This is a genomic window from Bradyrhizobium manausense (assembly GCF_001440035.1).
Lineage (GTDB): Bacteria > Pseudomonadota > Alphaproteobacteria > Rhizobiales > Xanthobacteraceae > Bradyrhizobium > Bradyrhizobium manausense.
The window spans coordinates 20,944-43,362 of record NZ_LJYG01000012.1; the positions used below are offsets into that span (position 1 = coordinate 20,944).

Consider the following 22,419-nt stretch of genomic DNA (forward strand, 5'->3'; position numbering starts at 1 on the left):
TGATCCTCATTCGGTGTTGTCGCCGGCGCCCCTAGTCGCGCTCGGTACGCTGGTGGCGGGAGCACTGCGACCCGGCGGCCGAGTTGCCAAATGGTTCGTCATAGTGCGCGCGAGATCTGAGGGCGGTGCGACGCGGTCAGTGGGGGCACTCATCGGCCGCGTGTTCGATCTTGGCCGCACGACGTAAGGCGTCACGATAATCACGAGTTCCGTCTCCTCCCGTTGAAACTGGGACGAGCGAAACAGCGCACCAAGAATCGGTATGTCGCCGAGCCAAGGGAAAGTCGTGATGTCAGTGTTGAAGTTACGCCGGATTAGCCCACCGATTGCAAAGCTTTGGCCGCTTGCGAGTTCGACGACCGTATTGGCACGTCGGGTGGAGAGAGCCGGCACGGAAATGCCGTTAACGGTGACAGCGCCTTGTGACGATAGTTCACTGACTTCAGGCTTCACGCGGATATTGATCTGATTATTGCTAAGAACGGTTGGCACGAACTCCAGGCTAACGCCGAAGTGGCGGAACTCGACGGAAACCTGCCGATTGTCCTGCAAGACCGGAATAGGAAATTCGCCGCCGGCCAGGAAGCTTGCCGATTCGCCGGACATTGCGGTCAGGCTCGGTTCAGCAAGGACGGAAGCGAGGTGTTCGCTGGCCAGTGCGTCGAGTACAGCGCTGACGTTGACACCGCCAGCGTTGAATCCAATCCTCGCCGTACCGCCGCCCTGCGCGGCGCCGCCACCTCCACCGCTGCCACTGACCAAGCCGAGGGTGAAGGGACCAGCTTGACCGAATGCGGAGAGGTTGACTCCGAGCTCCTTCATGGCGCTCCGGGAGACCTCGGCCACGCGCACGCTCAAATTGACCTGCAGGGATCCAGCCACCTGGATCTTATTAAGGACAAGTGCACCCGAACCGAGAAACTGCTCGGTGACTTTCACGGCGCTGTCAACGATCTCAGCATTGGGTGCCGTGCCGCTAAGGATGGCGCCGCGCGGGGTATAGCTGGCTTGGATCGGATAGTCGCCGACCTGGGCTTTCAGCGTGGCGCGCAGATCCTCGATCGGCTGCGAAACGACAACGCGTAGCTCAGCAAGAGCCTCCCCGTTCTCGTTCAGTGCGAACAGGCTGGTCCGTCCCGATTTCTTGCCAAAAACGAAAACGGTCTTGTTCGACGGTGCCTGATAATCCGCGATCGCAGGATCGGCGACAAAGACGCTCGCGGCTGGCGCGGGCAGATGAATTGTCTTACCAATCGAAGGGGAAAGGTTCAGTGTCCCGGTTATGGCATCAGGGACCGGACGTGGCGTTCCTCCTCCATTATCGCCCTTGATCTGGGCCACGGCCGTAAGTGGGGATAGCAGAACGACCGCGCACAAAAGATGCGACAGATAAGGCAGAAAGCTCGACGAGAAGGCGTTGGCAACGATCGGTCCACCATTGGCGCTAGCATGCTTGTCAAGAATGACGTTCAAGATGGTCTTTTCTTTCAAGTTCGATTGACTACGCGGCCGAGGCCGCGGATTTCAATTCAAGGACGTAGCCGATCCCGCGCGCGGTCTTTATCCGCAACGTTGCACCGGACTGGCTCAAATGACCACGTAACCGATAGATTCCGACCTCAAGCGCGTTCGTCGAGACTTCGTTGTCAAATGCATAGAGCCCATCCTCCAATGCCGCGCGCGCCACGGTACGCCCTGCACGGCTGAGCAAATGTTCAAGAATGCACACTTCGCGGCGCGCAATCTTCAGCGGCCGGCCATTGACGGATGCTTGCCGACCAACCGGATCGAATCTCAAGTTTCCAAAGGTAACGACGGGCGACGTCATTTGCGTGGCTCGGCGCAGAGCGGCGCGCATCCGGGCGATGAGTTCATCAGGAGACACGGGTTTGGGCAGGAAGTCGTCCGCACCGCCATTGAAAATCGCGATCCGCCTACCGAGCTCGTTAAGGCTGCTCATCATCACCGCCGGCATCGAATACCCGTCGCGCCTCAACTGCTTCAGCCACTCCAAACCGTCTCCGTCCGGCAGGACTAACTCGAGGAGGAGGATGTCATAGCGGGCACAGCCAAAGGCGGCGGCTGCCTCATCGAGCGTACACGCTAGATCAACGGCAAAACCACAATCCGAGAGCGCTTGGTGTACAACACGCGCTGGGTCCGTCTCATGATCAACCAGTAGCGTTCGCATTTCATCCCCTCTTCTCAAGTCATGCCAAAACCACCGAGCACGTCATCCCGAACGTCACCCGAGCGAAATTGAAAAGTCCGGCTTGCCCGTAAACCTTGGCAGCCGGAATAGATGAAGAAGAGCAGTGCCAGCCAATCGAACACTTGATCCGATCCATTGTCAGTTCGATTCGCAATTTCGATCTCCCGGTGTGGCTCGAATGCATCTTGGTGACGTCCAATCTGGTCTTGCCACAGGGGCTTAGGCGGCAATCAATCAAATGCATCGAGTGGCAGCACCCTCGCTTTTGGCTACGACAATTTGGGAGTTTGTCACCAACATCATGAGGTATGATTGCGAGAGCACGATTGGTGAAATCGATTTTTTGGATGAAATGCATTTACATTTCGGATCGGTGACATGCGTTCCCGGAGTCTTGATTTAAATCTCCCCATTGCGGTTGATGCCCTGATGAGCGAGCGCAGCTTACTGCGGCTGTTTCGATGGCAGACGAGCGATGATGTAGGTGATGTGCATCGCCGCCCGCCCAATTTGCCAGCCTCTCGCGGGTGATAGACGTTCCGCGCTGAACCAGCGGACTCACCCATTCGGCCTTGAGCCGAGACGGCGAGCGGCTAGATCCTGTTGAAAGTCTCGATCGCCGCGCAGACGATCTGTCGTCACATCTGCAGGCCCCAAAGTTGCTCAATCCTTATCGCGCCGCTATCCCATGCCTCTGGCTGCGAAGCACAGGCCCCTCGATAGGTGCCGAACGCCGGCAGGCCAGACCTTCAGTCACTTCCGATGGGATGGCGACGGTGCACCCGCCGGGCGCGCCGAACGACTTGCGGGCACATCCCGCATCGGCGTTGTGAAGCATGCGCCTTGGGCGGCTTAGCCGGCCGCATTGCACCGATTCTGATGAGCGGCCGCGAACCGGATGGATATCGAGCGTTGATGGTGCCGCTCGCTCATCCGGGGACGACGATGCGAAGACAACGGGCCCCGGCGTCGAACCACTACGCCTGCTCCAGCCGTAAGTGGGCCGAAGCTGACACACTGTCAGCGGTGCATAAACCACACTGGGGGGTGGAGTGTATTTGTCGAGGAGCGTGACGGGATGAAGCGAGGCGAGCTTGGGGTTTTGAGACATTCTGTCTGGCTTGAAGTTTTGGGGCGACCGGAGAGGGGCGCGACCTTTTCCGGAAAACGTGCGACACTTGTTCGGAATCCTACAATCTGACGCAATGTACGATTCAAGTCCTTTTGAGCGTTCATAGTTAGAATAGATCAAACCAGCTGGTCTTGGATCGAACCAGAGGAGCCTTCTTTCGCGCCGCTAGGCATCACAGTTCCCTCTCGCCTCAGTGGAGACGGACAACGGGCCGTGATGTGCTTCAACACGGATCAGCCAGCTTACAAACGGCGTCAATCTTGACGTGCCCGATCGGTGCCCTTGCCATCGCAAATCCGGTAACCGCATTCGCGCGCGACCGAATTGGGGACGTGGTCACACGATCAGGTGATGATTGTGATCCGGTCGGATCGTTGGGCGATCGCTGATATACCTGATCCCAAGCATCCGGGGAGAATCCCAGCAGGCCTGCGGCTCGCGAAGGTTGCCTGTTTGGAGCTAGCGTTCTTACGAGACGCCGCCCGCGCGGTCAGCCGAGAGGTCGGGTTGGCCTGAAATGGAAACCGCTCGGAGTGAACCGCCTGGCCACGGCACGCACGTCGCGTTCGCCTGTTTCGAGCGCGATCTTCTGGGCGAGCATGACGTCTCCGATCGGCAGAGCGCCGGCCGGCGAGAAACATAACCCCTCGCCCGGGCAGCCTCTTTCGTCGATCTCGCATACGTTCACCGAGGCCCCCAGGTGGATCCTATAGCGCTGTCCGGTGTCACTTCCGACGACCTCGAAGTAGCCCTTTTGGACAAACTGCTCCCGCTGCACCGGCGACAGCCATTGCTGCAAGAGGCACAGCGACCGACCCTCCGGCGTCCGCTCGGCGCCGTGCCTGATGATAAGGGCCCGCATCGCGCGCATCCGAGAACGGCCGCCCGGCGGCATCGATCGGAAGCCGAACATGGCAGGAATGCCGACTTAGCCGCCAACCAGCCTGGGGAAGAAAACGGTTTCTTCCGCGTTTGGGTCGAACGATCGGATCTGTGAGACCTGACCTGGACCGGTCCGGACCGCTGCGGTGAAACCGATATTCGTCAGCTCGTAGAACCGCTGCTTCGCCTTCGCCAGTTCTTGTGCGTCGTCGGCGTTGAAAGGATGACGGCTGTCGCCGGTGTGGTCCATCACGATCTGGATTGCCATAATCGCCCTCCTCGGATTGCTGATAGCCATAGAGCCTCGATCCAGTATCTGGTCCAGAGTCGTGAATTTTCAAGGGAGGAGTATTCCAACGCAGTTGCCGATGTTCTGCTGATCGCAGCGGCCAAGGACGCGCGCACGCACCGTAAACAGCGGCAGCACGGAAATGGAAGAAGGGGTGCGCTTTCCAACTTGAGAACGTGCGCACGTTCACGGAAGGTATTGAGCTTAGTCTGCGCAAAAAAAGCACCAGCTGTGGGACTGAAGCCGTCTTTCCCAACGACCGCTTCCGATATTGGGGGGCTTTTAGGTTCGGAAGAGCGTCTTCATTCTGCGCTGCGCATTTCGAGCCGACAATTTTCGAGCCGATGCACTCAAGAATAAGAGTAAGACGATTGCGCTGTCATCATTTGCCAGTCAAGCACCGAGCTATCACTCGTCGTTCAATCTGCGAGTCTTTCCGCACAAACAGCGGCTTATGGAAAACAAGGCCCGAAGGGAGGTTCGCAGTGGGGAAGGTGCGACGCTTGCGCGCGATGGGTTCGCTGTTGTCCGTGAAGAGCGGCTAAGCGATTGAGCTGGGATCGCATTATTCGTTGTGGCCAGTTTTGGGATTGCAGGGTTTTGATGCTTCGAGCATCGGAACCCTGCAATTTCGTTTTGAGGATTCCATCGAATCGCCAGTCATGATTCCGTCCTCGCATCGGAGGTGGCGATGCGACCGAAGAAGCCCAAAGCGACGGGATCGGACGACCTGTTCCGGGCCAGGCTGGACCAGATCATCAATATGAAGCACGAGCTGGTTCAGCTCGCTGGCAAGATCGATTGGGACTGGATCGATGGGGAGATTGCGCCGCTCTACAGCGAGAACGGCCGGCCCGGGATAGCGACCCGCTTCGTGATCGGGTTGCTGCTGCTCAAGCACATTTACGGCCTGTCCGATGAGGGGGTGTGCGAGCGCTGGGTCCACGACCCATATTTCCAATACTTAACCGGCGAAGAGTTCTTCCAGCACGCCTTCCCGCACGAGCGCTCGGACCTGAGCCACTGGCGCAAGCGGCTCGGCGACAAGCTGGAGCTGCTCTTGGCCGAGAGCCTGCGGGTGGCGCACGAGGCCGGCGCGTTACGCGGCCAAGACCTCAAGCGGGTCACAGTCGATACCACGGTGCAGCCAAAGGCCATCACCTTCCCGACCGATGCCAAACTGCTGCACGCGGCAATCAAGGGGCTCAACCGTCTGGCGAGGAAGCACGGGATCAGGCTGCGGCAGTCCTATCTTCGCATTGCAAAGACCGCGGCCATGATGGCGGGGCGCTACGCTCATGCCAAGCAATTCAAACGGCATCAGCGGCAGTTGCGTATTCTGCGCAGCCGACTGGGCCGGATCATCCGCGATATCCGCCGCAAGATCGAAGGTCGGGCCGTGCTCGAGAATGCGTTCGCCCTCCCGCTCAGCCGGGCCTCCCAGATCCGCTCGCAGCAGCAGCGCCAGCGCGGCTGGAAGCTGTATTCCTTCCATGCCCCGGAGGTCGAGTGCATCGGCAAGGGCAAAGCAGCCGCGCCTTACGGTGTCAAAGCCTCCATCGTCACCAACAACCGCCGTGCTCCCGGCGGCCTGTTCGTGCTGCACGCCAGGGCGCTACCCGATAACCCGTACGACGGTCACACCTTGCGGGACGTCATCGACCGCACCGAGACACTCACCGGCTGTGCGATCGAGCGGGCCTATGTCGACAAGGGATACCGCGGCCATGACGCGCAGAACCCGCGCCGTGTCTTCATCTCCGGCCAGAAGCGCGGCGTCTTCGGTGTCATCAAGCGCGAGCTGCGCCGCCGCTCTGCCATCGAACCCATCATCGGACACCTGAAGACCGATGGTCACCTCGGCCGCTGCTACCTCAAGGGCCGCCTCGGCGATGTGGTCAACGTTATCCTTTCGGCCGTCGGTCACAACTTCCGCCGCATCCTCGCCTGGTTGAGGGATCTTTGGTGCCTGATCTTGACCACTCTCATCACGGCCGCCAGCGACCGCTTACCGCTCAAATCGGTTTTTTAACGGACGACTTCGCTGTGTCGACAACAGGCCGCGTATAACAGCGTGAACAGGTGAAAGCCTCTCGCCGAACTGATGCGAAGCGCCCGCTGGACATTCACCTCCTCAGTTCATGGTATGACGCTGCTGGCCTTCAGCGTGTCCCCGCCAATCTCGCGATTGCACGGACAGAGCTCGTCGGTCTGCAGCGCATCCAACACACGGAGGGTGTCCTTTGGGCTACGGCCAACATTCGGGGAGGTAGCATAGACATGCTGTATGCTGTTGTCGGGGGCGACGATGAAAGTATAGCGGTTGGCGACCCCCTCGGGCGCCCGAACGCCAAGTCCATCAACCAGCTCGCCCTTGGTGTCCGCGAACTGCCATATGGGCAGATGATGCAGGTCCTTATGCTCGCGCCGCCAGGCCAGCTTGCAGAACTCGTTGTCGGTCGAGCCGCCGAGCACGACCGCATCACGCTCGGTGAAATCCTTGGACAAGCGGCCAAACTCGGCGATTTCTGTCGGGCAGACGAAGGTAAAATCCTTAGGGTAAAAGAAGATGATCTTCCATTGCCCGGGGAAGCTCCTTTCAGTCAGCGTCTCAAACGCGCTCTGACCGTCCTCTTCCTGCGCGTGAAAGCCGGGCTTCACGCCGGTAATCTCGAACGACGGCAACTTACTTCCAATTCCAAGCATTCTGTTCTCACGTACTCTATTCGGGTGAAGGGAACAATTCGGGCATCAGCGAAGCAAGCTAGATGCCATTCGTTCTCAAGACTGCTGAGTCTGTACCCAGACCGTGGCTGGGTGAATCTGCCCGGCCTTTCATTGCCTTGCCGAGGGGAGGCTGGAGGGAGACTGACAAGACGTGCAAGAAATGAGTGACGTTCATCAAGCGCAGCTATTCTACCAAGTTTTCTTCCAAATCGTCTTTTTGTCGACGCCGCATTCGGCGAGCGTCATCGCGGTCGAGGCACGAGGTGATCTTGCGCAGCGCACGCACAGCGCTAGACAAGTGTCAAGGGGTGGCACTGGCGGTTCTCCATTAGCCAACGCCGGATGAAACGTAACTTCAGCCTCTTGCCATAGAGCGGAGCGGAGAAAATCGCCTACAAAAGGAGAGTGCTCAGGGTCGTAAGCCCCGCCGTTGTAGATACAATTCTCCAGCAGACGCCCTGAGTCAGGGCTGGGAGGGACCATTATCGGTCAACACTTTTCGTGTCGTCGTGTTCAGCCGTGTTCGGTTTTAGACGTTTGTGTCCAGAACCGAACGTTTACTCGCTAAGTAGGCTTTCCTGCAGAGCCTAGCAAGCAAGACATGCGGGTCGTCTTTGATGGCACGCCAATTGCTGGATACGAATAGGAAGTTTCGCAACATGTGGTGGTCTCGGTGTCCAGGTTTTGAAATGCGTGTACTCGATTGGTCGCAGATCAATGCGATGGATGCTGCCCCGTGAGCGTGATCCGTCTGGGAGGCGTTGCGCCATGGGGGTGCTGCTGTCGCTATCCGTGCCGAACTATGACCGTCACCTTGGTGCCCGCGAAGAAGATGGCAACGCAGCATGTGACCAGCGTGGAGCGGGGCCGAGAATCCGCGCTGCTCGAATTGCGCGGGTCCTCATCGACCCAAAACAGACAGTCGCCGCTCTGACACTTATGTGTCGTCGCGCCCCGCCGTCACACGGAAGCAAAAGGAGTCCAAAGAATGCTCGCGCCTAGCTATTCCGAGGCCCTTGAGTTCGCGATCGACCGTTCCTACGACATTAACCTCGACATGCTGAGGTCGCAAAAACTGCACCTTGAGACTTACAACGATTATCTTGTCGGCACATATCCGCCTCTCAAAGCAATGGGCGAGCTGAATGCCGACAAATTGTTAGGTGAGATTACGCCATCGATTGACCTCTACTTTCACATACCCTTTTGTAATCAGTATTGCACGTTCTGTCACTTCGCTAAGGAAATCAATCCGCGTTCCGGACGTGTAGAGCGCTACCTGGCGGCTCTCGACAAGGAAATGAGTTGGTCGGACGCGGCGCTCGCCGGTAGGTCTATTGAGACAGCTTTCTTTGGCGGTGGCACCCCCTCAATCTTGACCAACCCACAACTCAAAGCGCTATTTGACATGATCAATCAGCGCTTTGATCTATCGAAGTCCGAAGTGAGTTTCGAATTACATCCCTCTCTTGGAAAGCAGGTGGACGCAGCAGAGCGCATATCCACCCTACTCAAAAACGGCGTAAACCGCTTCGTGCTGGGGGTTCAAAGTCTTGATCAGAATATATTGCGAATATTGAACCGCGGGCACGGTGTGGACGAGGTTAGGCAACTGGTTAAATTGCTGAATAAGCTGGGTGTTCAGAATCTGTCGCTAGACCTTATCTATGGGTTGCCGCAGCAAACGCTTCGAAGTTGGTATGACTCGCTCATCGGTCTTTTGGATATGGGCGTGGAGAAGTTCAATATCTTCCCATTGTTGTTCAAATCCACGGACCCCGTAGCTCGCCATTTGAGCAAAGGACGATACCAATTCGCTGGGGCGAAGGAGCGCATCGTCATGCATTTCATGGCAGAGCACATCCTCACGAGACTTGGCTATCGCCATGGCCCGATCTTCTATTGGACAAAGAAGTCGCAGCCGCACTCTGTTCAGCAGCGTCGCAAATACGATTCCTGGAACGACAATAATCTGGTCCCGTTTGGGGTTGGCGGGTTTGGCTACATGAGTCAGTGCCAATTCTATAACGAGGCACATTTAGATCGGTACTTAGACATGGTTGAGTCTGGCGCGAAGCCAGTGTGGAAAGGTGTCGTCCTGACGCAAGACGATCTGATGCGCAGAACAGTGATGCTCGCGTTGCGAAGTAGTGGAGTTCCGCTCTCCCGCTTCGAGAAGGAATTTGGAGTGTCCATGGAACAATACTTTCGTCGCGAGATCAAAAAACTAACTGAGGCGGGACTCATCAGCATTTCAAACGAAGGCGTGCTGACGTTAACCACCGCTGGCATTATCAATTCGGGAGCGGTATCGCTGCAATTTTTCTCCAACGAGGTGCTTGAGCGGGTCGCGCGAACCGACAGCAGGATCTTAGATAAACGAACTGATCTCATCGAGAAGCACGACTACTCACCGGCCGCCCGATACGGGGCGACTGCGGAAATGCAAGCGATTTTCAGCCAGGGCCGGTGAGTGCTCGCTATGTTCGCCAGTATTTCCCCTCTTGCCCAAAGATCGCCGCACAACTGCGCGCAAGACATGTTCTCTCATTTGACCGATCGCATTGATCGTCGACAACGAAAACGACCGCTTGGGCGATTCAGCGACTTTGTCGTCGATGAACTGCCACACGATATTGCGCAGATCAAATGCAGCGAGCGGCCGGATGAAGCGGTTAGGGTCCTCGGTCGCAGTATTAGCGCGATTGTAGCGGACAAGGACTATGATGCGCTGGTGCGGGGGCTGCCGCACTCCGAGTTCGAGGTTGCCAAGACAGACATTCAATATCTCACCAATTGTGCTTATCACATGTCGGCGTTTGCCGGCCTCGATCCCGGGGATGCCGAATTGACGGTGGGGGAGGGCTTAAGTCGTCTTGCCCGCTTATCGCGCCAGCGGCAGCCTGGCATTGAGGTCCTCTCCTACGAGGATATGATACTTACGAATCCGGTGCAGACCGATCCGCGTGTCTACTGCCTTGGAGCGGCCGGGGTTGAGGAACGAGACTTTTGCTTAGGCCACCAACTCATCGAAAGCGAATTGCAGTTGGCAATCGACGCTCTGCTCGAGTTGCGAGATGTGGCTGACGCTGACGCCCATCAATGTCTTGCGCTATGCATGAAGCACCTCGAGACAGCGAATAATGTCCTGACGCGCTTTCACGAACATATGTCGCCGGATCTATTTGGCCAGTTCCGCGTGTTTTACGCAAAGAATCCTTACAAGGATCGGCTTGGCCCGAGCGGCAGATTCTCGGGCCGTATTGTGGCCGCCTCAGTGCTGCTGATCGGCGAAGAGCTTTTCCTGCAGAAACCGCAATTTTTTTCGGATGTATATCGGCTGTCCGAGTACTACCCGCAAGCGTACATTCGTAAGGTATTCCGCTGGTTGTCGCCAAACAAAGAAGACGCGTGGCTCAAACCGGATTGGCTGGAAGGAAAAGCGGACTTCCCTCGATATGCAACCATTTCGCCCGTGATAGAGCACGGCAACAGTGAAATCCGAATGCTGCGGGCCTCCTGTGTTCGTGCGCTGGATCGGTTTACCTTGATGCACCATAGTACGGCTTTGAAGTATACGGTTGAGCCCGGTCGACCGGTTGTCGGAGTTGAGGCATCGGAAAGTATCGACGCTGTCCTTTTGCAGAGACTGTTGCCGACGGCGCCTCAGTAAGCATGGGGGTGCTATTTGCGTAGGAGAAAAGTTGATGGCGGGAGAGACGGCGGCCGTCGAGGCCAGTTGGCAATCGATGTCGACGTCTCAAGGCGAGGTGATCTTTCGTCGGTTCGAGCTAGGAGATGCCGATGATGTATGGCATCTGCATAGAGCCGCATCGGACGATGGTGGCGTGCGCGGGCCGGAAGGGACGTGGGAGGATGACTTGCGCAATATCGTGGAAGTATACATCAAGCCGGGCGGTGACTTCTTACTTGCCCATATTGGTTCTCAACTCGTCGCCATGGGGGGATTGAAGGCTGTGGATGCTGATGTCGCACAGCTGAAGCGCATGCGCGTCGATCCGGCCTTTCGAAGGCGAGGGTTTGGAAGGAGACTTCTTCGTGAACTCGAATCGAGAGCCGTTGCTGCGGGTTTCAAGCGGATCGTGCTGGACACGACAATGATCCAACTAGGTGCTCAAAGGCTTTATGAGGCCGCGGACTATGTTCGCTGCAGGGAGGGGACGCTGCACGGATATGCAGTGATCTTCTACGAGAAGCGGTTGGCAGACGAGGCTGGAGCTCTCCAATTGGCCAAGTGAGCTCGCGCGCATGAGGCAGCTTCATGGCAGGCTAAAACGACGTGAGGTGCTCCTTGTGTCGTGCGTGTCCCACCTAGAGAGAGAAAGCCGCGCACCGATTGACAAAACAACGAGATGGTCACTTGGAAGATGGTCCCTTATTGGCGTTATCAAGCTTGTGACGCCCACAAGGCCGATGGAACTAGCATTACAGTTGGTGCGCCGGGAGGCCGGCAAGGAGTAGTGGTGGAAGTCCACTGCGATGAAGGAGTAGCGACCCACATCGGCCGCGAGCCGTGCGCAGGCGTCCGCGAGGATGTCGGCGAAGCGTCGGCAGGGGAGCGCATAGGCCAGCCATCGAGCTGCGAGAGAATGTTTTCCCGAGAGCCGACGCTGTCAACTGAGCGGAAGGCGACAAGAAGGGGTTCTTCCGCATATTTGGTGCAGGGTGCAGGATTCACGGACAGTTCGAATAAGGGCATAAGCTCGGAATCGCAGTCGACGCCCTTGATTCGCCTTGCTCCATGCCTTCTGCTCGCTGATTTCCTCCGAGCTTTCGATTGTCCAGAGTCTTCCCCAGACCGACGGGGTGGTGCTCGTGGCTCGGCCGAAGTCAGCGGTCTCACTCTGTCCCTGTTGCGGCTACCAGACGGGTCGCGTCCACAGCCACTACGTGCGACGCTTAGCCGATCTTCCGTGGCAGGGGCGGGTTGTCGAAATCCGGCTTCACGCGCGACGGTTTCGATGCGCGAATCCGCAATGCCCGCGTCGGATATTCACCGAGCGGCTACCAGCAACGGTGCGACCGAAAGCAAGACGCACAACCCGCCTCGGCGAGAGCCAGCTGGCGATCGGCTTTGCGATCGGCGGTAAGTCCGGCTCACGCCTGTCGCGCAAACTGGCTAGCGCCCCTTCAAAAACAAACGTATCACTCAGCTATGATTCCGAGTAACGCCGGGGACGTCCAGGTGCTCGCGTTGTTGCACCTGTCCGCGTCGCCTTCCGCTCTGAGTACAGCGTCGGCTCCCGGGACAATCTTCTTTCGCCGCTCAATGGCTGGCCTGCATGCTCCCCTGCCGACGCTTCGCCAGCGCCCTCACGGACGCTGCCGCACGGCTTGGGGCCCACATGGGGCGCTACTCCTTCATCGTAACGGACTCTCACCATTTATCCTTGCCGGCCTCCCGGCGTACACTCAGTCAGACTAGGAGAAGACCATGGTAAATCTTGTGTGCCAGAACCCAGATGACTGAATCTGGTTCAGTCAGTCAGTCTGCAAGAGCTTGCAGCCACAAATCTGGCTGATGTCCGGTTCGGTGAAGACCGCTGCTATCTAAGTAGCGAGGGCGGGAAGCTAAGTCCTCTACTTACGCGATCGCACCGTCGCTGAGCGCCCAATCGGGGGACGTCACGGATCGATGACCGCGACCCTGGGGCCGCCCTTTGAGAGTGTGGCTAACCGGCTATCAATGCTTGGTAAGACTCCGTGGGAGCACGTCAAGTATGTGCTCAGGCCGGCGAAGCGTTTGACCTACGGCGTAACGAGACGAAAAGGCAATTAAGCTACGGTAGCACCGCAAGGTCCGACCAAACGCGTCCGCGTCCTCCGCGCTTAGCGTCATAGAGACGATCGTCGGCGCGTCTTTTGAGTGCGCGTGAGTCTTCTCCATCAATGGCGGCAGCCACACCGATGCTTGCGCCTATCGTGACGTTGGCGTTGGCGATCCCGAATGGAGTTTGGAGTGCAAGCACGACCTCCTTGGCAGCGCGCGTCGCATCTGCGCTATCGAGTGCTGGGTGGAACAGAATGGCGAATTCGTCGCCGCCGAGTCTGGCAACAAGGTGCCGATTGTCAAGTTGGGCCACAATTCGGGCTGCCACGGATTTCAGCACTTCGTCTCCGGCATCGTGACCGTATGTGTCGTTGACCGGTTTAAAGCAGTCAAGATCAATCATCGCGATAATTGCAGCCCCCGAAGACAGCCGCTCAGCGAGAGCGTCGTCGAATGCGGCGCGATTTGCAAGGCCTGTTAACGCGTCCTTGATCGCGACGCGCGACATACGATCCTCCGCCAACAACTGAGAACGGATCGATCATGCGTCGTATTTATTAGCTGTAGCGTCCCAATCCAATGACATGTAAGCAAGATCGCTACCGCCCAGTAACGGGACTCGCAGGCTACCGCAGCGACCAAGATTAGCGGCGCAAACAACACCGAGCCGTGTGGTATCGCCAACGCCGGCACTGCGGCGGCTCTTATCGTCACGCCCGCCAGGTATCCGGCAGCGGCGATCACGACGAGAGCGATGGCAACGTCATCGCCTAGGAAGAATGCTCGGACAATGAGAGCGACCAGCAACACTGAATAGACGACGCCAAACGCGAGCAAGGTCGGCAGATAAGCGGGTGTCGACCTGTACAGCTTGACGAATCCAATGCGGAGCGCGATCAATAACACTGTAGCCATCGCCAATGAGCTAACTACAGGATCGCCTGTTCTTAGCCATAGCGCAATCGGCAGCACCACAAGGCCGAGCACGTATGCGGCTGTAGACAACGGTGCAGCATATAGCATCGACTCAAGACGACGAGCGACGTTATCCGGCAGTGTCGGATCGATGAGTCTTAATTTGGTTAACATGTTGATGGCCTCCGACAATGTAGCCACCCTCGCACACGTCAATTGCTGCCAAGTTCATGATCGCGGTAAGCGCCCCGTGATCTAAATGCGTAAAATTGTTGCAAATCGGCCAGGCAGACCCCGATCACGGCGGCCGATCTGCTCAATGATCGGGTGGTGCCGTTGCTCGGTACGCCTACGAGGAATGCCGCCAGATTGACGCGTGCGCGCGGGCACGGCGAGCTGTATGTGATGGCGTTGGGTGAAGATCAGGCAGCTTGCTGATCGTCGGAGTTGCCGGCTTGGCGCAGAAGCTTCCATTCCCAGGGCAGTAGTTCGTGCAGCCGTGATGTAGGAAAATCGGCGATACGGGCGAGGACGTCGGCAAGCCAGGCCTTTGGGTCGACGTCATTGAGGCGACAGGTCGTGATCATCGTCAGCACGATGGCGGCACGGTCGGCACCACGTAGGCTGCCAGCGAAGGTCCAGTTGCGCCTTCCCGGGGCGATGCCTCTCAATGCGCGTTCAGCGCAATTATTAAAGTGCATGATGTTTTCAGCGCTCAAACCCGGTGGAGAGGACTGGTCGTCCGGATTAGTCTGTCAAAGCCGGGATAGGGGCGCTGGAGCACGAAACGGTGGCAGGCCGCCATGACCATGAGCTGTGAGCTCGCTTTGTTACTTGGCCGCCCCCTACGACTTGCCCGGCTGCGCTGCGAGCGCGGATCCGTAGATGTCGTGCAAGCCACTGGCTCCTGAGACAAAGGAGAACCAAGCATGCAAATCGTCGGCATCGATATCCACCGATCGTTCGCCCAGGTGGCGATCCTGGAGGACGGAACAATAATCCGACAGCTCCGCGTAGATCTCGTCCACGATCGGCTTGTCGCCTTTGCCAAGACACTCGGCCTCGAGGATGAGGTGGTCATCGAGGTGACGGGCAACAGCGCGGCGGTCGAACGTATTCTGCGCCCGCACGTTAAGCGCGTCGCGGTCGCCAATCCGAGGCTCGTTCGGGCGATTGCCTATGCGCGAGTCAAAACGGACAAGGTCGATGCTGGGACCCTGGCAAAGTTGCATGCTGCCGGCTTCTTGCCGGAGGTCTGGGTTGCTGACGAGGACACCTACAGCCGCCGGCGCCAGATGGCCGAGCGCGCTGGCGTCTTGGCGAAGATCATCCGCATTAAAGGACGCATGAAGGCTATCCTGCATGCTAACCTCATCCCGCCCTACAAAGGCTATCTCTTCGGCAAGCGCGGACAGCATTGGCTGAACAGTCTGCCTCTTCCATCGGAGGAGCGTGCAATGCTCCGGCGTCTGATCGTGGAACTCGAACGCGTGACGAAGCAACTCGCGGAAATCGACAAGGTCGTGGCCCAGCAGGCTCTGGACGATCCACGGGCTCTCAAGCTGATGATGATCCCCGGCGTGAGTTCGGTTGTCGCATCGAGTGTACTGGCCTCCATCGGCGACATCGCACGCTTCCCGATCGCGGGGGCCCCGCTCGATCATCGTCTCTATCACTTCCGTTTGGCCTATTGCGGGTTCGAGCACGCCCACGTTGTGCTTGGCGGCGAGAGCTTCGTTGCCTTGACCGAAGGCCTGCAGAATGCCCTCTGGTCGCTCGGTGGGGCGCCGCGGGAGCATCGGACCGACAGTCTGTCGGCCGCATTCTGCAATCTCGATCGCGATGCACGGGACGATCTGACGCAGCGATACGAGGCCCTTTGTGCCCACTACGGCATGCGACCTTCCCGTAACAACCGAGGCGTTGCTCACGAGAATGGTTCGATCGAAGGGCCCCACGGTCATCTCAAGCGAGCAATCGCGGACGCCTTGCTGCTGCGCGGAACCGTCGACTTCGACGATCTTGCCACCTATCACGGCTTCATCGACGAGATCGTCAGCCGCCGCAATGCCCGCAACGCCAAGCGGATCGATAGCGAGCGCGTGGTGTTGCAGGAGCTGCCCGATCGCCGCACCTCCGACTACGAAGAGGTGATCGTCCGCGTGACATCGCCCGGTGGCTTCACCCTGCGCAAGGTGTTCTACACGGTGCCATCGCGCCTGATCGGTCACCGGCTGCGGGTGCGCCTTTACGATGATCGTCTCGACGTCTTCGTCGGCGGCACCCATCTCGTCACCCTGCCGCGTGGGCGGCCGCATCCCAATGGCAAGTACGACCAGGTCGTCGATTATCGGCACGTGATCCATTCCCTGCGGCGCAAGCCAATGGCGCTGCTCAATCTCGTCTACCGAGATCGGCTGTTCCCGCGCGATGCCTATCGGAAGACCTTCGATCGCTTGCGCGAGCGCTTGCCGGACAAGAACGCCTGCCGGATCATGGTCGATCTCCTCGCGCTCGCTCATGACCGCGGCTGCGAGGCCGAACTCGCCGATCAGCTGACGCCGGCCAACTCCCCGACCTCAACCGGCTGCGCGCTCACTTCGCCCCGGATCCGGCGCAGCTGCCCAACGTCGTGGTGCAGCTCACGCCGCTTGCCTCCTACGAATGCCTCATCGGAGCCGCCAAGATCGGAGGTGCCGCATGAGCATGGCCAACACCATCGACACCGCGCGCCTCAATCTGTTGCTCAATGAGCACCGTTATGCCGCTCTTCCACTTGACGGCGCGCCGGTGCCGACCGCATGCTCGATCAAGTCGCCCACGACAAAGGCGTGCCGATGGTGTCTGCGTCGACTACTATACCGCATTCCAGAGCGACCAGTTTGGCCAGTGTCGAGCAAGCGGGGTTGTTGCCTATCCCGCAAACACTGGGCAGATAGGTGCTTACACCGAAGCGGCACCGCATTTTCTAGATGATGAAAACTATCTGACAGGTTCCAAATATTGGCGGCCTACAAGATCTGGCAGGGGCCTAGCAGAGCCAGCTTATGTATATAGCGGAACCTCTGTCCCGCATTTTGCGCGGGGACACGCGGCAGGTAACGGAGGTCACAGATGGCATACAAGAAACTCTTCAATCAAAGCGGCCTGACACTTACGGTGTTGCCCGTCACACGCGTTGGCTCAGAGCCGAACCAGTCCGGACAGATCGTCGCAACGGCGCTACCGGTGGGTGGCAAGCAGACGATTGAGTACGGCAGTGCGCAGAATCCCTTCCTCAACGGGCTCGTGATTTCCTCATCTTCCGATGGCGCGTTTTCGAGCGGGTCCCAGATCGTGACGACTCGGGGCAGCAACTGGGATACTGTCCTGAACACGCACGATACCCTTACCTTTAGCGGAGCGGGTGGGCTGAACCTGGTGGGCTCGAACATATAACCCGCCACGGCACCGACGGTCCCGCGGTGGCGGACTTGGCCGCTCCTGGATGGCAAGCCGATCCTGGCGGCGTCGCCGCCCTTCTCGGATGAGTGCAGCCGATGGACGGAAAGGCAACTCATGTGACTCCCACGCCCGTGCAGCGATGATCACCCGTGCCGGGGTGTTGGATGACTTCGCCGGAGACGAACCATGATGCCTTCACTTTGGTTGTCCAACAGGACTGCAGGTGCTCTGAAGAAAGGCCCGCGAGTTCATGAAAGGACCCCGCGGGATCATCATGGGATGACGGTATAGCATATGAGTACCAATCTTATGTTGCACGAGCCGCCCAACGCGCTGCGGCTGATCACACAGGCGTATACGAGCCTTCTCATTATGGGTTTCGCCCTGCTGCCCACTCAGTTCATCGCTTACCTTTATTTCCAGCAGGATCCCGCGCTGAAGTTCGAAGACCACCTGTTCCACGAATTCGCCATCGCCGTCGCCACCCTCGAGGGGCTGTTTGTCACATATGTGACGTGGCGTTGCTATCGGTCTTCAGGCGAGCCGTTGTTGCGGTGGTTGACCCTTGGTTTTCTGGCATTCGTGCTGATCTATTCACTGCACGGCGCCTTCACCGGGATGGCACATCGCAATATTTGGCTGTTTCTGCTCTATGGGCCGGCGTCGCGTCTGGCGATGTCGATTTTACTCTTCGTCGGTCTACTCAGCTACAACCAGCCGTCAGACGAGCTTAAGAAGCGCTCGGACACGCGCGCGTGGCTCATGTGGATTGGCCTGTTCCTTACGGTGGACCTAGCTGTCGCACTTATCGCCTATTCACGCTATGCTGGGCACCCGGCGGTCCGCCTGTCCATGGAGGGTGGCGCATTGCTATTCAGCGCGCTGAACGTCGCGGCCTTGCTCATGCGACGGATTCACTCACCGCTGATGCTTGTTTTCGGCGTTTCTGTCACATGGTTTGCGTTATCGTCGCTCGCATTCATTTTGGCCGCGCCGTGGAATCATATGTGGTGGCTGGCTCACGCGATCTTTGCTGGCGGCTTTTTTCTGCTCAGTTATGGCGTCGTCCGAGCTTTCCGAACAACGCAATCGTTCGCGACCATCTATAGCCAGGAAGAAATGACCGCCCGCCTGGCCAAATCGATGGCTGACACTCAAAAAGCACTCCAGCAAGTGCAAATGAGCAATCAAAGGTTGGAGCGACTCGCCGCCACCGACCCACTAACCGGTGCCGGGAATCGGCGCCACTTCATCGAGCATATCGGCGCAGAGATCGCGCGTGCCAAACGGACCGGTGCTCCGTTGGCTCTGCTATCGCTCGATCTCGACCATTTCAAGGATATCAACGACTCGCGTGGTCACAGCGTCGGCGATGAGGTCCTGCGCGTATTCGTGCGAAAGTGTCTGGAGGCAATCCGGCCTTACGACTCTGTCGCGCGCGTGGGCGGTGAAGAATTCATGGTACTGCTGCCGGGGGCGACGCTCGACGCGGCTTGCGTGGTCGCGGAGCGCCTTCGGTCGGCCATCGAACGCACCGCATTCGACGTCGGAGCCGAACCGTCGGTCGGCGTCACCATCAGTGTTGGAGTGTCGGAGTTCGGGCGCGATGGAGACACGCTCGACGGGTTCTTGAACGTCGCCGACCAGCGACTCTATCGTGCAAAATTTGAAGGTCGCAACCGCGTGGTTGTCACCTAGGTTATCCTTCATCGCTCACTTCGTCTCTGGTGGTCGGAGCCCCGACGCCCGTTCTCGCTATCATTCTCCGAGTCAAAGCCGCAACTCCACTAACAATTATTCGGTCATGGTCCATCCATTGCAACATTTGCAGGTAGATTCGCACCGCAATAGGTTGCTGCCGGGAGCTGTCATGTCGTTGCTTGCTACAATAGCGCTTGACGGCCATTGTTCCGTCGAGCGCTCAACTGGCAGCAGCCGCCTCACCTCACCAAGGCGGCCGGCCCTTGGCACGCGCCGCGATTACCGATCCGCTGGCCAGGCACTCGGCAGAATGTCGGGATCAGGGAGCACAACTGACAGGAACTTAGTCGCGCCGATTGCTATCCCACGTGAACTAGCCGCTCGCGCTCCAGGGTGTTCAAGTGGCAGATGTAACTCGTTGCTTCGGCCGCGCTAACGATGTGCGAACTTGCAGGTCGCTCGAACACAACTTCTGCCCGGCAACTATCGCTACCCGATGGCTCATTGCAGCTTCCGAAGCCGCAACTGAAGTTCGGCAATCGGCGCAACATCTCGTTCTCAGTTAACAACCGCGCTGCGGGCACCAACCTCACTGACTGAGATGAGAATTTCAACTCCACGATTGCGAATATTGCACTTCGATTGGCGCCGTTCTGCCACGAGAGACTTCATTGCTCTTTTCGGCGGCGTCGTTCTCGCTTCACTCTTAGCGCATCTCTATGGGCTTGGCCCCCGTTTGGCGCAGCTGGGACGGCGCTATGTGGATTCGGTACTCGACGAACTTATATTCATTGTGTTCGTCGCGTTCTTGCTGAGCATTGCACTATCAATCTTTAGTGTTCGGCGCTACCGAGAACTCGCCTGCGGAATTGACGCACGAACCATTGCAGAAGTGGACGTCCGCGATTTGGCGCGACACGATCCATTGACTGGCTTGCCGGACCGCCGCCTGTTTGATGAGAAACTTGATCTGTGCGCTCGCCTCGCCACCTACACGCATCAAGTAGCTGTTCTGATGCTCGGCCTCGACGGCTTAAAGCGGATCAAGGATACGCACGGCCATGAAGCGGTGGACAGGGCACTCTTCGAACTTGCCACAAGGCTTATCGACATCTTGCGCAAGGATGGCTTCCTGGCGAGAATCGGAGGCGACGAATTCGGGATCGTCCTCCCCAGCATTAGCTCCCTCGAAGATCCCGCCAACCTGGCGCGCCGCATGGTGGCGTCCGCCGCCGATACTTTCGCGATTGAGACTGGCGCAGCCGGGCTTAGTCTTGCGATTGGCATCGTCATCGCTCCGCTTGATGGCGTCAACCCCCACGAATTGGTCAGGCGAGCAGAACGCGCGCTTTATCGCGCGCAGAGCGACGGCAGGTCGCGTGTTCGCTTTTTCGAACCGGACATTGACATACATGTCGAGCGGCGCATCAATATTGAACGTGAGCTTCGGAGCGCTATCGCGGCGGATATTATCGAGCCCCACTACCAGCCGGTGGTTTCACTCGAAAGTAATCGCATCGTCGGGTTCGAGGCGTTGGCCCGTTGGGAAAACAGGACATTAGGGCATATCCCGCCCGACGTGTTTATTCCAATTGCAGAAGAAACTGGCCTCATCAACGCTCTTGGAGATCAGGTGTTTCGCCGCGCATGTCTTGATGCCACTGCGTGGCCGAAGACGTTCTCGCTTGCCTTCAACATTTCGCCTGTTCAATTGCGGGATTCCGCGCTTGGAGGGCGCATTATATCAATCCTTGAGCAAACCGGCTTTAGTCCATGCCGCCTGGAGATTGAAATTACCGAGAGCGCGTTCGTGGAACGAAACGGGGCTGCGAAGACCGTGATTGACGAACTTCGCCAAGCCGGCGTCCGCATCGCGCTCGATGATTTTGGAACAGCTTATGCCACGCTTAGCCAGCTGCTTTCGTTTCGTCTTGACAGGATCAAGATCGATCGCAGCTTCGTGTCGCATCTCGACGAGAGCACCGACAGCCGGGTGATCGTTCGTGCTATACTCGACATTGCTAAAGGGTTTGGTTTGAGGACCACGGCCGAGGGAGTCGAAGACGAAGGCCAACTCGTCTATCTGGTGGCCAATGGTTGCACAGAAGGACAAGGCTACTTGTTCAGTGGTCCCGTTCAAGCCACCGGTATCCCCGCGCTGCTTGATCGCCAAGCCCGCCGCGGACCGGTTACTGAAGATGGAGCAAGAAACCTACATGCGTGAGTCGACGCGTCGAGTTCAAGCGTGCTCGGGAGGCGCTTGATTAGAATGAGGCCTGTAGATCTGCCGCACTGAATTTGACGTTGCCGGCAATTGCATTGTTGCTCAGGGAAGGCGCATTCACTTAGACTGGGCGTGGGCTCTTAGGAAATCACATTGGCTCGATCACTGATAGCGGCCTGTCGTGCACACCGTTTTGCACCTGCCCAACGTCAACGCATAGGGGCATCCGCGAGCGGCGATCAGATATGAGAAGTCTGGATATCGTCTCAAAGATCCGTCACCAACGCCCCTAATACCTCTCCGACTGAAACGCCGGAGCTGACCGTTCTGGTCTCCTAACGACTCCTGATTGCGCCAGGGAGTGCCGAGCGCACCCGATCCAAAGCGCACTTCCTCGAGCATTCGGTTGTACGGTCAGGTGGAGACGTTCTGATCAAGCCGTTTATGATCAGCGACACCTCCCAGCCCGCATTACTCAACACCCGAACGATTCACCCAAGGCTTCCAAAACGAGACTTAGCCTGATTTGCGACCTTGCGTTAGAACGGAACATAGATCGTCCGATTTCTGACATGCAGTCGGTCTGGTACACTTCCTTGAAAAATATCCTTTACTAATCAAGCTGTCGCAGTTGGCACAGGATTTGAACAGAGAAGTCCATCCACCGCAGCCGCCCACGAAGCGGCGGCCACAATAATGCTTCTTCGGCAATGCCTTTTGGCACAACGACACGGGCTGCCACATGAAGTCGGTCTCAATAGCACGTCACAAAAACTGTCCTCAATGTGGCTCTGCGTTGGTCCACCGCGAGTGGCATGAACGCATTGGCGCGCGGGAGGTCCAAGATCTCTGGCGTTGCTGGAATTGCAGGCACGAATTTATGACCATTGTCACTTCTGACGATACGGATCCTCCTACCGCTGAGATCACAAAGCTATTCTTTACCAGCCTGCTAGTCTGATCAATGAAGGCCTGAGCCGCTAACATTCGCATCCGAGCGGCACCAGACTTGGCAATCCAAAGCAGGGCGGAGGGTCGCTTAGGGAGAACAATTCGACCGTAGGCTCAGTATATGCTTATCCCGGATGGGGAATACGCTGCG

At 57.9% G+C, this 22,419-nt stretch carries 15 protein-coding genes and 3 pseudogenes; 10 read left to right on the forward strand and 8 right to left on the reverse strand.

Going from position 1 to position 22,419, the window contains the following annotated elements; all coding sequences use genetic code 11:
• Positions 1-6: 6 nt before the first annotated feature.
• The 4 genes from AOQ71_RS01970 to AOQ71_RS01985 all read right to left on the reverse strand — a co-directional run bounded on the left by AOQ71_RS01970 (position 7) and on the right by AOQ71_RS01985 (position 4,494).
• On the reverse strand, positions 7-1,491 hold the full coding sequence (locus tag AOQ71_RS01970) for a type II and III secretion system protein family protein (RefSeq protein WP_430648598.1): 1,485 nt from the start codon (positions 1,489-1,491) through the stop codon (positions 7-9).
• 10 nt (positions 1,492-1,501) lie between these two features.
• Positions 1,502-2,191, reverse strand: coding sequence for a response regulator transcription factor (locus tag AOQ71_RS01975; protein ID WP_057741046.1), 690 nt, complete (start codon positions 2,189-2,191; stop codon positions 1,502-1,504).
• Between the two features lie 1,643 nt (positions 2,192-3,834).
• A complete protein-coding gene (locus AOQ71_RS01980; RefSeq protein ID WP_083513859.1) occupies positions 3,835-4,257 on the reverse strand; it encodes a hypothetical protein in 423 nt (140 codons plus the stop codon).
• A 15-nt stretch (positions 4,258-4,272) separates the two neighbouring features.
• Positions 4,273-4,494, reverse strand: a complete 222-nt coding sequence (locus tag AOQ71_RS01985) for a hypothetical protein (RefSeq protein ID WP_057741050.1) — start codon at positions 4,492-4,494, stop codon at positions 4,273-4,275.
• A 712-nt stretch (positions 4,495-5,206) separates the two neighbouring features.
• Here AOQ71_RS01985 and AOQ71_RS01990 point away from each other — a divergent pair.
• Positions 5,207-6,547 (forward strand): IS5 family transposase, encoded by a 1,341-nt coding sequence (locus tag AOQ71_RS01990; RefSeq protein ID WP_057741052.1) that lies wholly within the window; start codon positions 5,207-5,209, stop codon positions 6,545-6,547.
• Between the two features lie 107 nt (positions 6,548-6,654).
• Here AOQ71_RS01990 and AOQ71_RS01995 read toward each other — a convergent pair whose 3' ends face one another.
• Positions 6,655-7,221 carry a peroxiredoxin gene (locus AOQ71_RS01995; protein WP_057741054.1) on the reverse strand — a complete coding sequence of 189 codons (567 nt, stop codon included), beginning with the start codon at positions 7,219-7,221 and terminating at the stop codon, positions 6,655-6,657.
• A gap of 1,009 nt (positions 7,222-8,230) precedes the next feature.
• Here AOQ71_RS01995 and AOQ71_RS02000 point away from each other — a divergent pair.
• The 4 genes from AOQ71_RS02000 to AOQ71_RS46940 all read left to right on the forward strand — a co-directional run bounded on the left by AOQ71_RS02000 (position 8,231) and on the right by AOQ71_RS46940 (position 12,432).
• Positions 8,231-9,715, forward strand: coding sequence for a coproporphyrinogen-III oxidase family protein (locus AOQ71_RS02000; RefSeq protein WP_057741056.1), 1,485 nt, complete (start codon positions 8,231-8,233; stop codon positions 9,713-9,715).
• Positions 9,716-9,724: 9 nt separating this feature from the next.
• The gene (locus AOQ71_RS42280; protein ID WP_157083328.1) at positions 9,725-10,915 is read left to right on the forward strand and encodes a hypothetical protein; all 1,191 of its coding nucleotides are present in this window, start codon (positions 9,725-9,727) and stop codon (positions 10,913-10,915) included.
• A 34-nt stretch (positions 10,916-10,949) separates the two neighbouring features.
• Positions 10,950-11,501: a GNAT family N-acetyltransferase gene (locus AOQ71_RS44650; RefSeq protein WP_245316629.1), complete on the forward strand. Its 552-nt coding sequence runs from the start codon at positions 10,950-10,952 to the stop codon at positions 11,499-11,501.
• Positions 11,502-12,078: 577 nt separating this feature from the next.
• Complete coding sequence (locus AOQ71_RS46940; protein WP_283809557.1) at positions 12,079-12,432, forward strand: transposase family protein; 354 nt, start codon at positions 12,079-12,081, stop codon at positions 12,430-12,432.
• A gap of 611 nt (positions 12,433-13,043) precedes the next feature.
• On the opposite strand, the gene AOQ71_RS02015 is transcribed toward AOQ71_RS46940, so the two are convergent.
• The 3 genes and pseudogenes from AOQ71_RS02015 to AOQ71_RS46945 form a co-directional block, all read right to left on the reverse strand.
• Positions 13,044-13,541 carry a GGDEF domain-containing protein gene (locus AOQ71_RS02015; RefSeq protein ID WP_057741058.1) on the reverse strand — a complete coding sequence of 166 codons (498 nt, stop codon included), beginning with the start codon at positions 13,539-13,541 and terminating at the stop codon, positions 13,044-13,046.
• An 829-nt stretch (positions 13,542-14,370) separates the two neighbouring features.
• A pseudogene (locus tag AOQ71_RS02025) lies at positions 14,371-14,640 on the reverse strand (transposase domain-containing protein); the annotation flags it as partial.
• A gap of 153 nt (positions 14,641-14,793) precedes the next feature.
• Positions 14,794-14,976: a hypothetical protein gene (locus tag AOQ71_RS46945; protein ID WP_245316640.1), complete on the reverse strand. Its 183-nt coding sequence runs from the start codon at positions 14,974-14,976 to the stop codon at positions 14,794-14,796.
• On the opposite strand from AOQ71_RS46945, the pseudogene AOQ71_RS42300 reads away from it, so the two are divergent.
• From AOQ71_RS42300 to AOQ71_RS02045, 5 genes and pseudogenes are all read left to right on the forward strand, one after another.
• Positions 14,920-15,252 (forward strand): annotated as a pseudogene (locus AOQ71_RS42300) (IS110 family RNA-guided transposase); the annotation flags it as partial. The gene AOQ71_RS46945 and the pseudogene AOQ71_RS42300 sit on opposite strands and share 57 nt — an antisense overlap.
• Positions 15,253-15,588: 336 nt before the next feature.
• Positions 15,589-16,652, forward strand: a pseudogene (locus tag AOQ71_RS02030) (Mu transposase domain-containing protein); the annotation flags it as partial.
• A gap of 410 nt (positions 16,653-17,062) precedes the next feature.
• Positions 17,063-17,386, forward strand: coding sequence for a hypothetical protein (locus tag AOQ71_RS02035; protein WP_057741065.1), 324 nt, complete (start codon positions 17,063-17,065; stop codon positions 17,384-17,386).
• A 300-nt stretch (positions 17,387-17,686) separates the two neighbouring features.
• A complete protein-coding gene (locus tag AOQ71_RS49560; RefSeq protein WP_057741067.1) occupies positions 17,687-19,090 on the forward strand; it encodes a GGDEF domain-containing protein in 1,404 nt (467 codons plus the stop codon).
• Between the two features lie 634 nt (positions 19,091-19,724).
• Complete coding sequence (locus tag AOQ71_RS02045; RefSeq protein ID WP_057741070.1) at positions 19,725-21,317, forward strand: putative bifunctional diguanylate cyclase/phosphodiesterase; 1,593 nt, start codon at positions 19,725-19,727, stop codon at positions 21,315-21,317.
• The last annotated feature ends 1,102 nt before the right edge of the window (positions 21,318-22,419 follow it).

What these genes read in the sequence shown, in the direction of transcription:
- AOQ71_RS49560 (WP_057741067.1), top strand. Translation starts at nt 17,687, where the DNA reads ATGAGTACCAATCTTATGTTGCACGAGCCGCCCAACGCGCTGCGGCTG.
- AOQ71_RS02015 (WP_057741058.1), bottom strand. Translation starts at nt 13,541, where the DNA reads ATGTCGCGCGTCGCGATCAAGGACGCGTTAACAGGCCTTGCAAATCGC.
- AOQ71_RS01975 (WP_057741046.1), bottom strand. Translation starts at nt 2,191, where the DNA reads ATGCGAACGCTACTGGTTGATCATGAGACGGACCCAGCGCGTGTTGTA.
- AOQ71_RS01985 (WP_057741050.1), bottom strand. Translation starts at nt 4,494, where the DNA reads ATGGCAATCCAGATCGTGATGGACCACACCGGCGACAGCCGTCATCCT.
- AOQ71_RS01980 (WP_083513859.1), bottom strand. Translation starts at nt 4,257, where the DNA reads ATGTTCGGCTTCCGATCGATGCCGCCGGGCGGCCGTTCTCGGATGCGC.
- AOQ71_RS01995 (WP_057741054.1), bottom strand. Translation starts at nt 7,221, where the DNA reads ATGCTTGGAATTGGAAGTAAGTTGCCGTCGTTCGAGATTACCGGCGTG.
- AOQ71_RS44650 (WP_245316629.1), top strand. Translation starts at nt 10,950, where the DNA reads ATGGCGGGAGAGACGGCGGCCGTCGAGGCCAGTTGGCAATCGATGTCG.
- AOQ71_RS01990 (WP_057741052.1), top strand. Translation starts at nt 5,207, where the DNA reads ATGCGACCGAAGAAGCCCAAAGCGACGGGATCGGACGACCTGTTCCGG.
- AOQ71_RS42280 (WP_157083328.1), top strand. Translation starts at nt 9,725, where the DNA reads ATGTTCGCCAGTATTTCCCCTCTTGCCCAAAGATCGCCGCACAACTGC.
- AOQ71_RS02035 (WP_057741065.1), top strand. Translation starts at nt 17,063, where the DNA reads ATGGCATACAAGAAACTCTTCAATCAAAGCGGCCTGACACTTACGGTG.
- AOQ71_RS02000 (WP_057741056.1), top strand. Translation starts at nt 8,231, where the DNA reads ATGCTCGCGCCTAGCTATTCCGAGGCCCTTGAGTTCGCGATCGACCGT.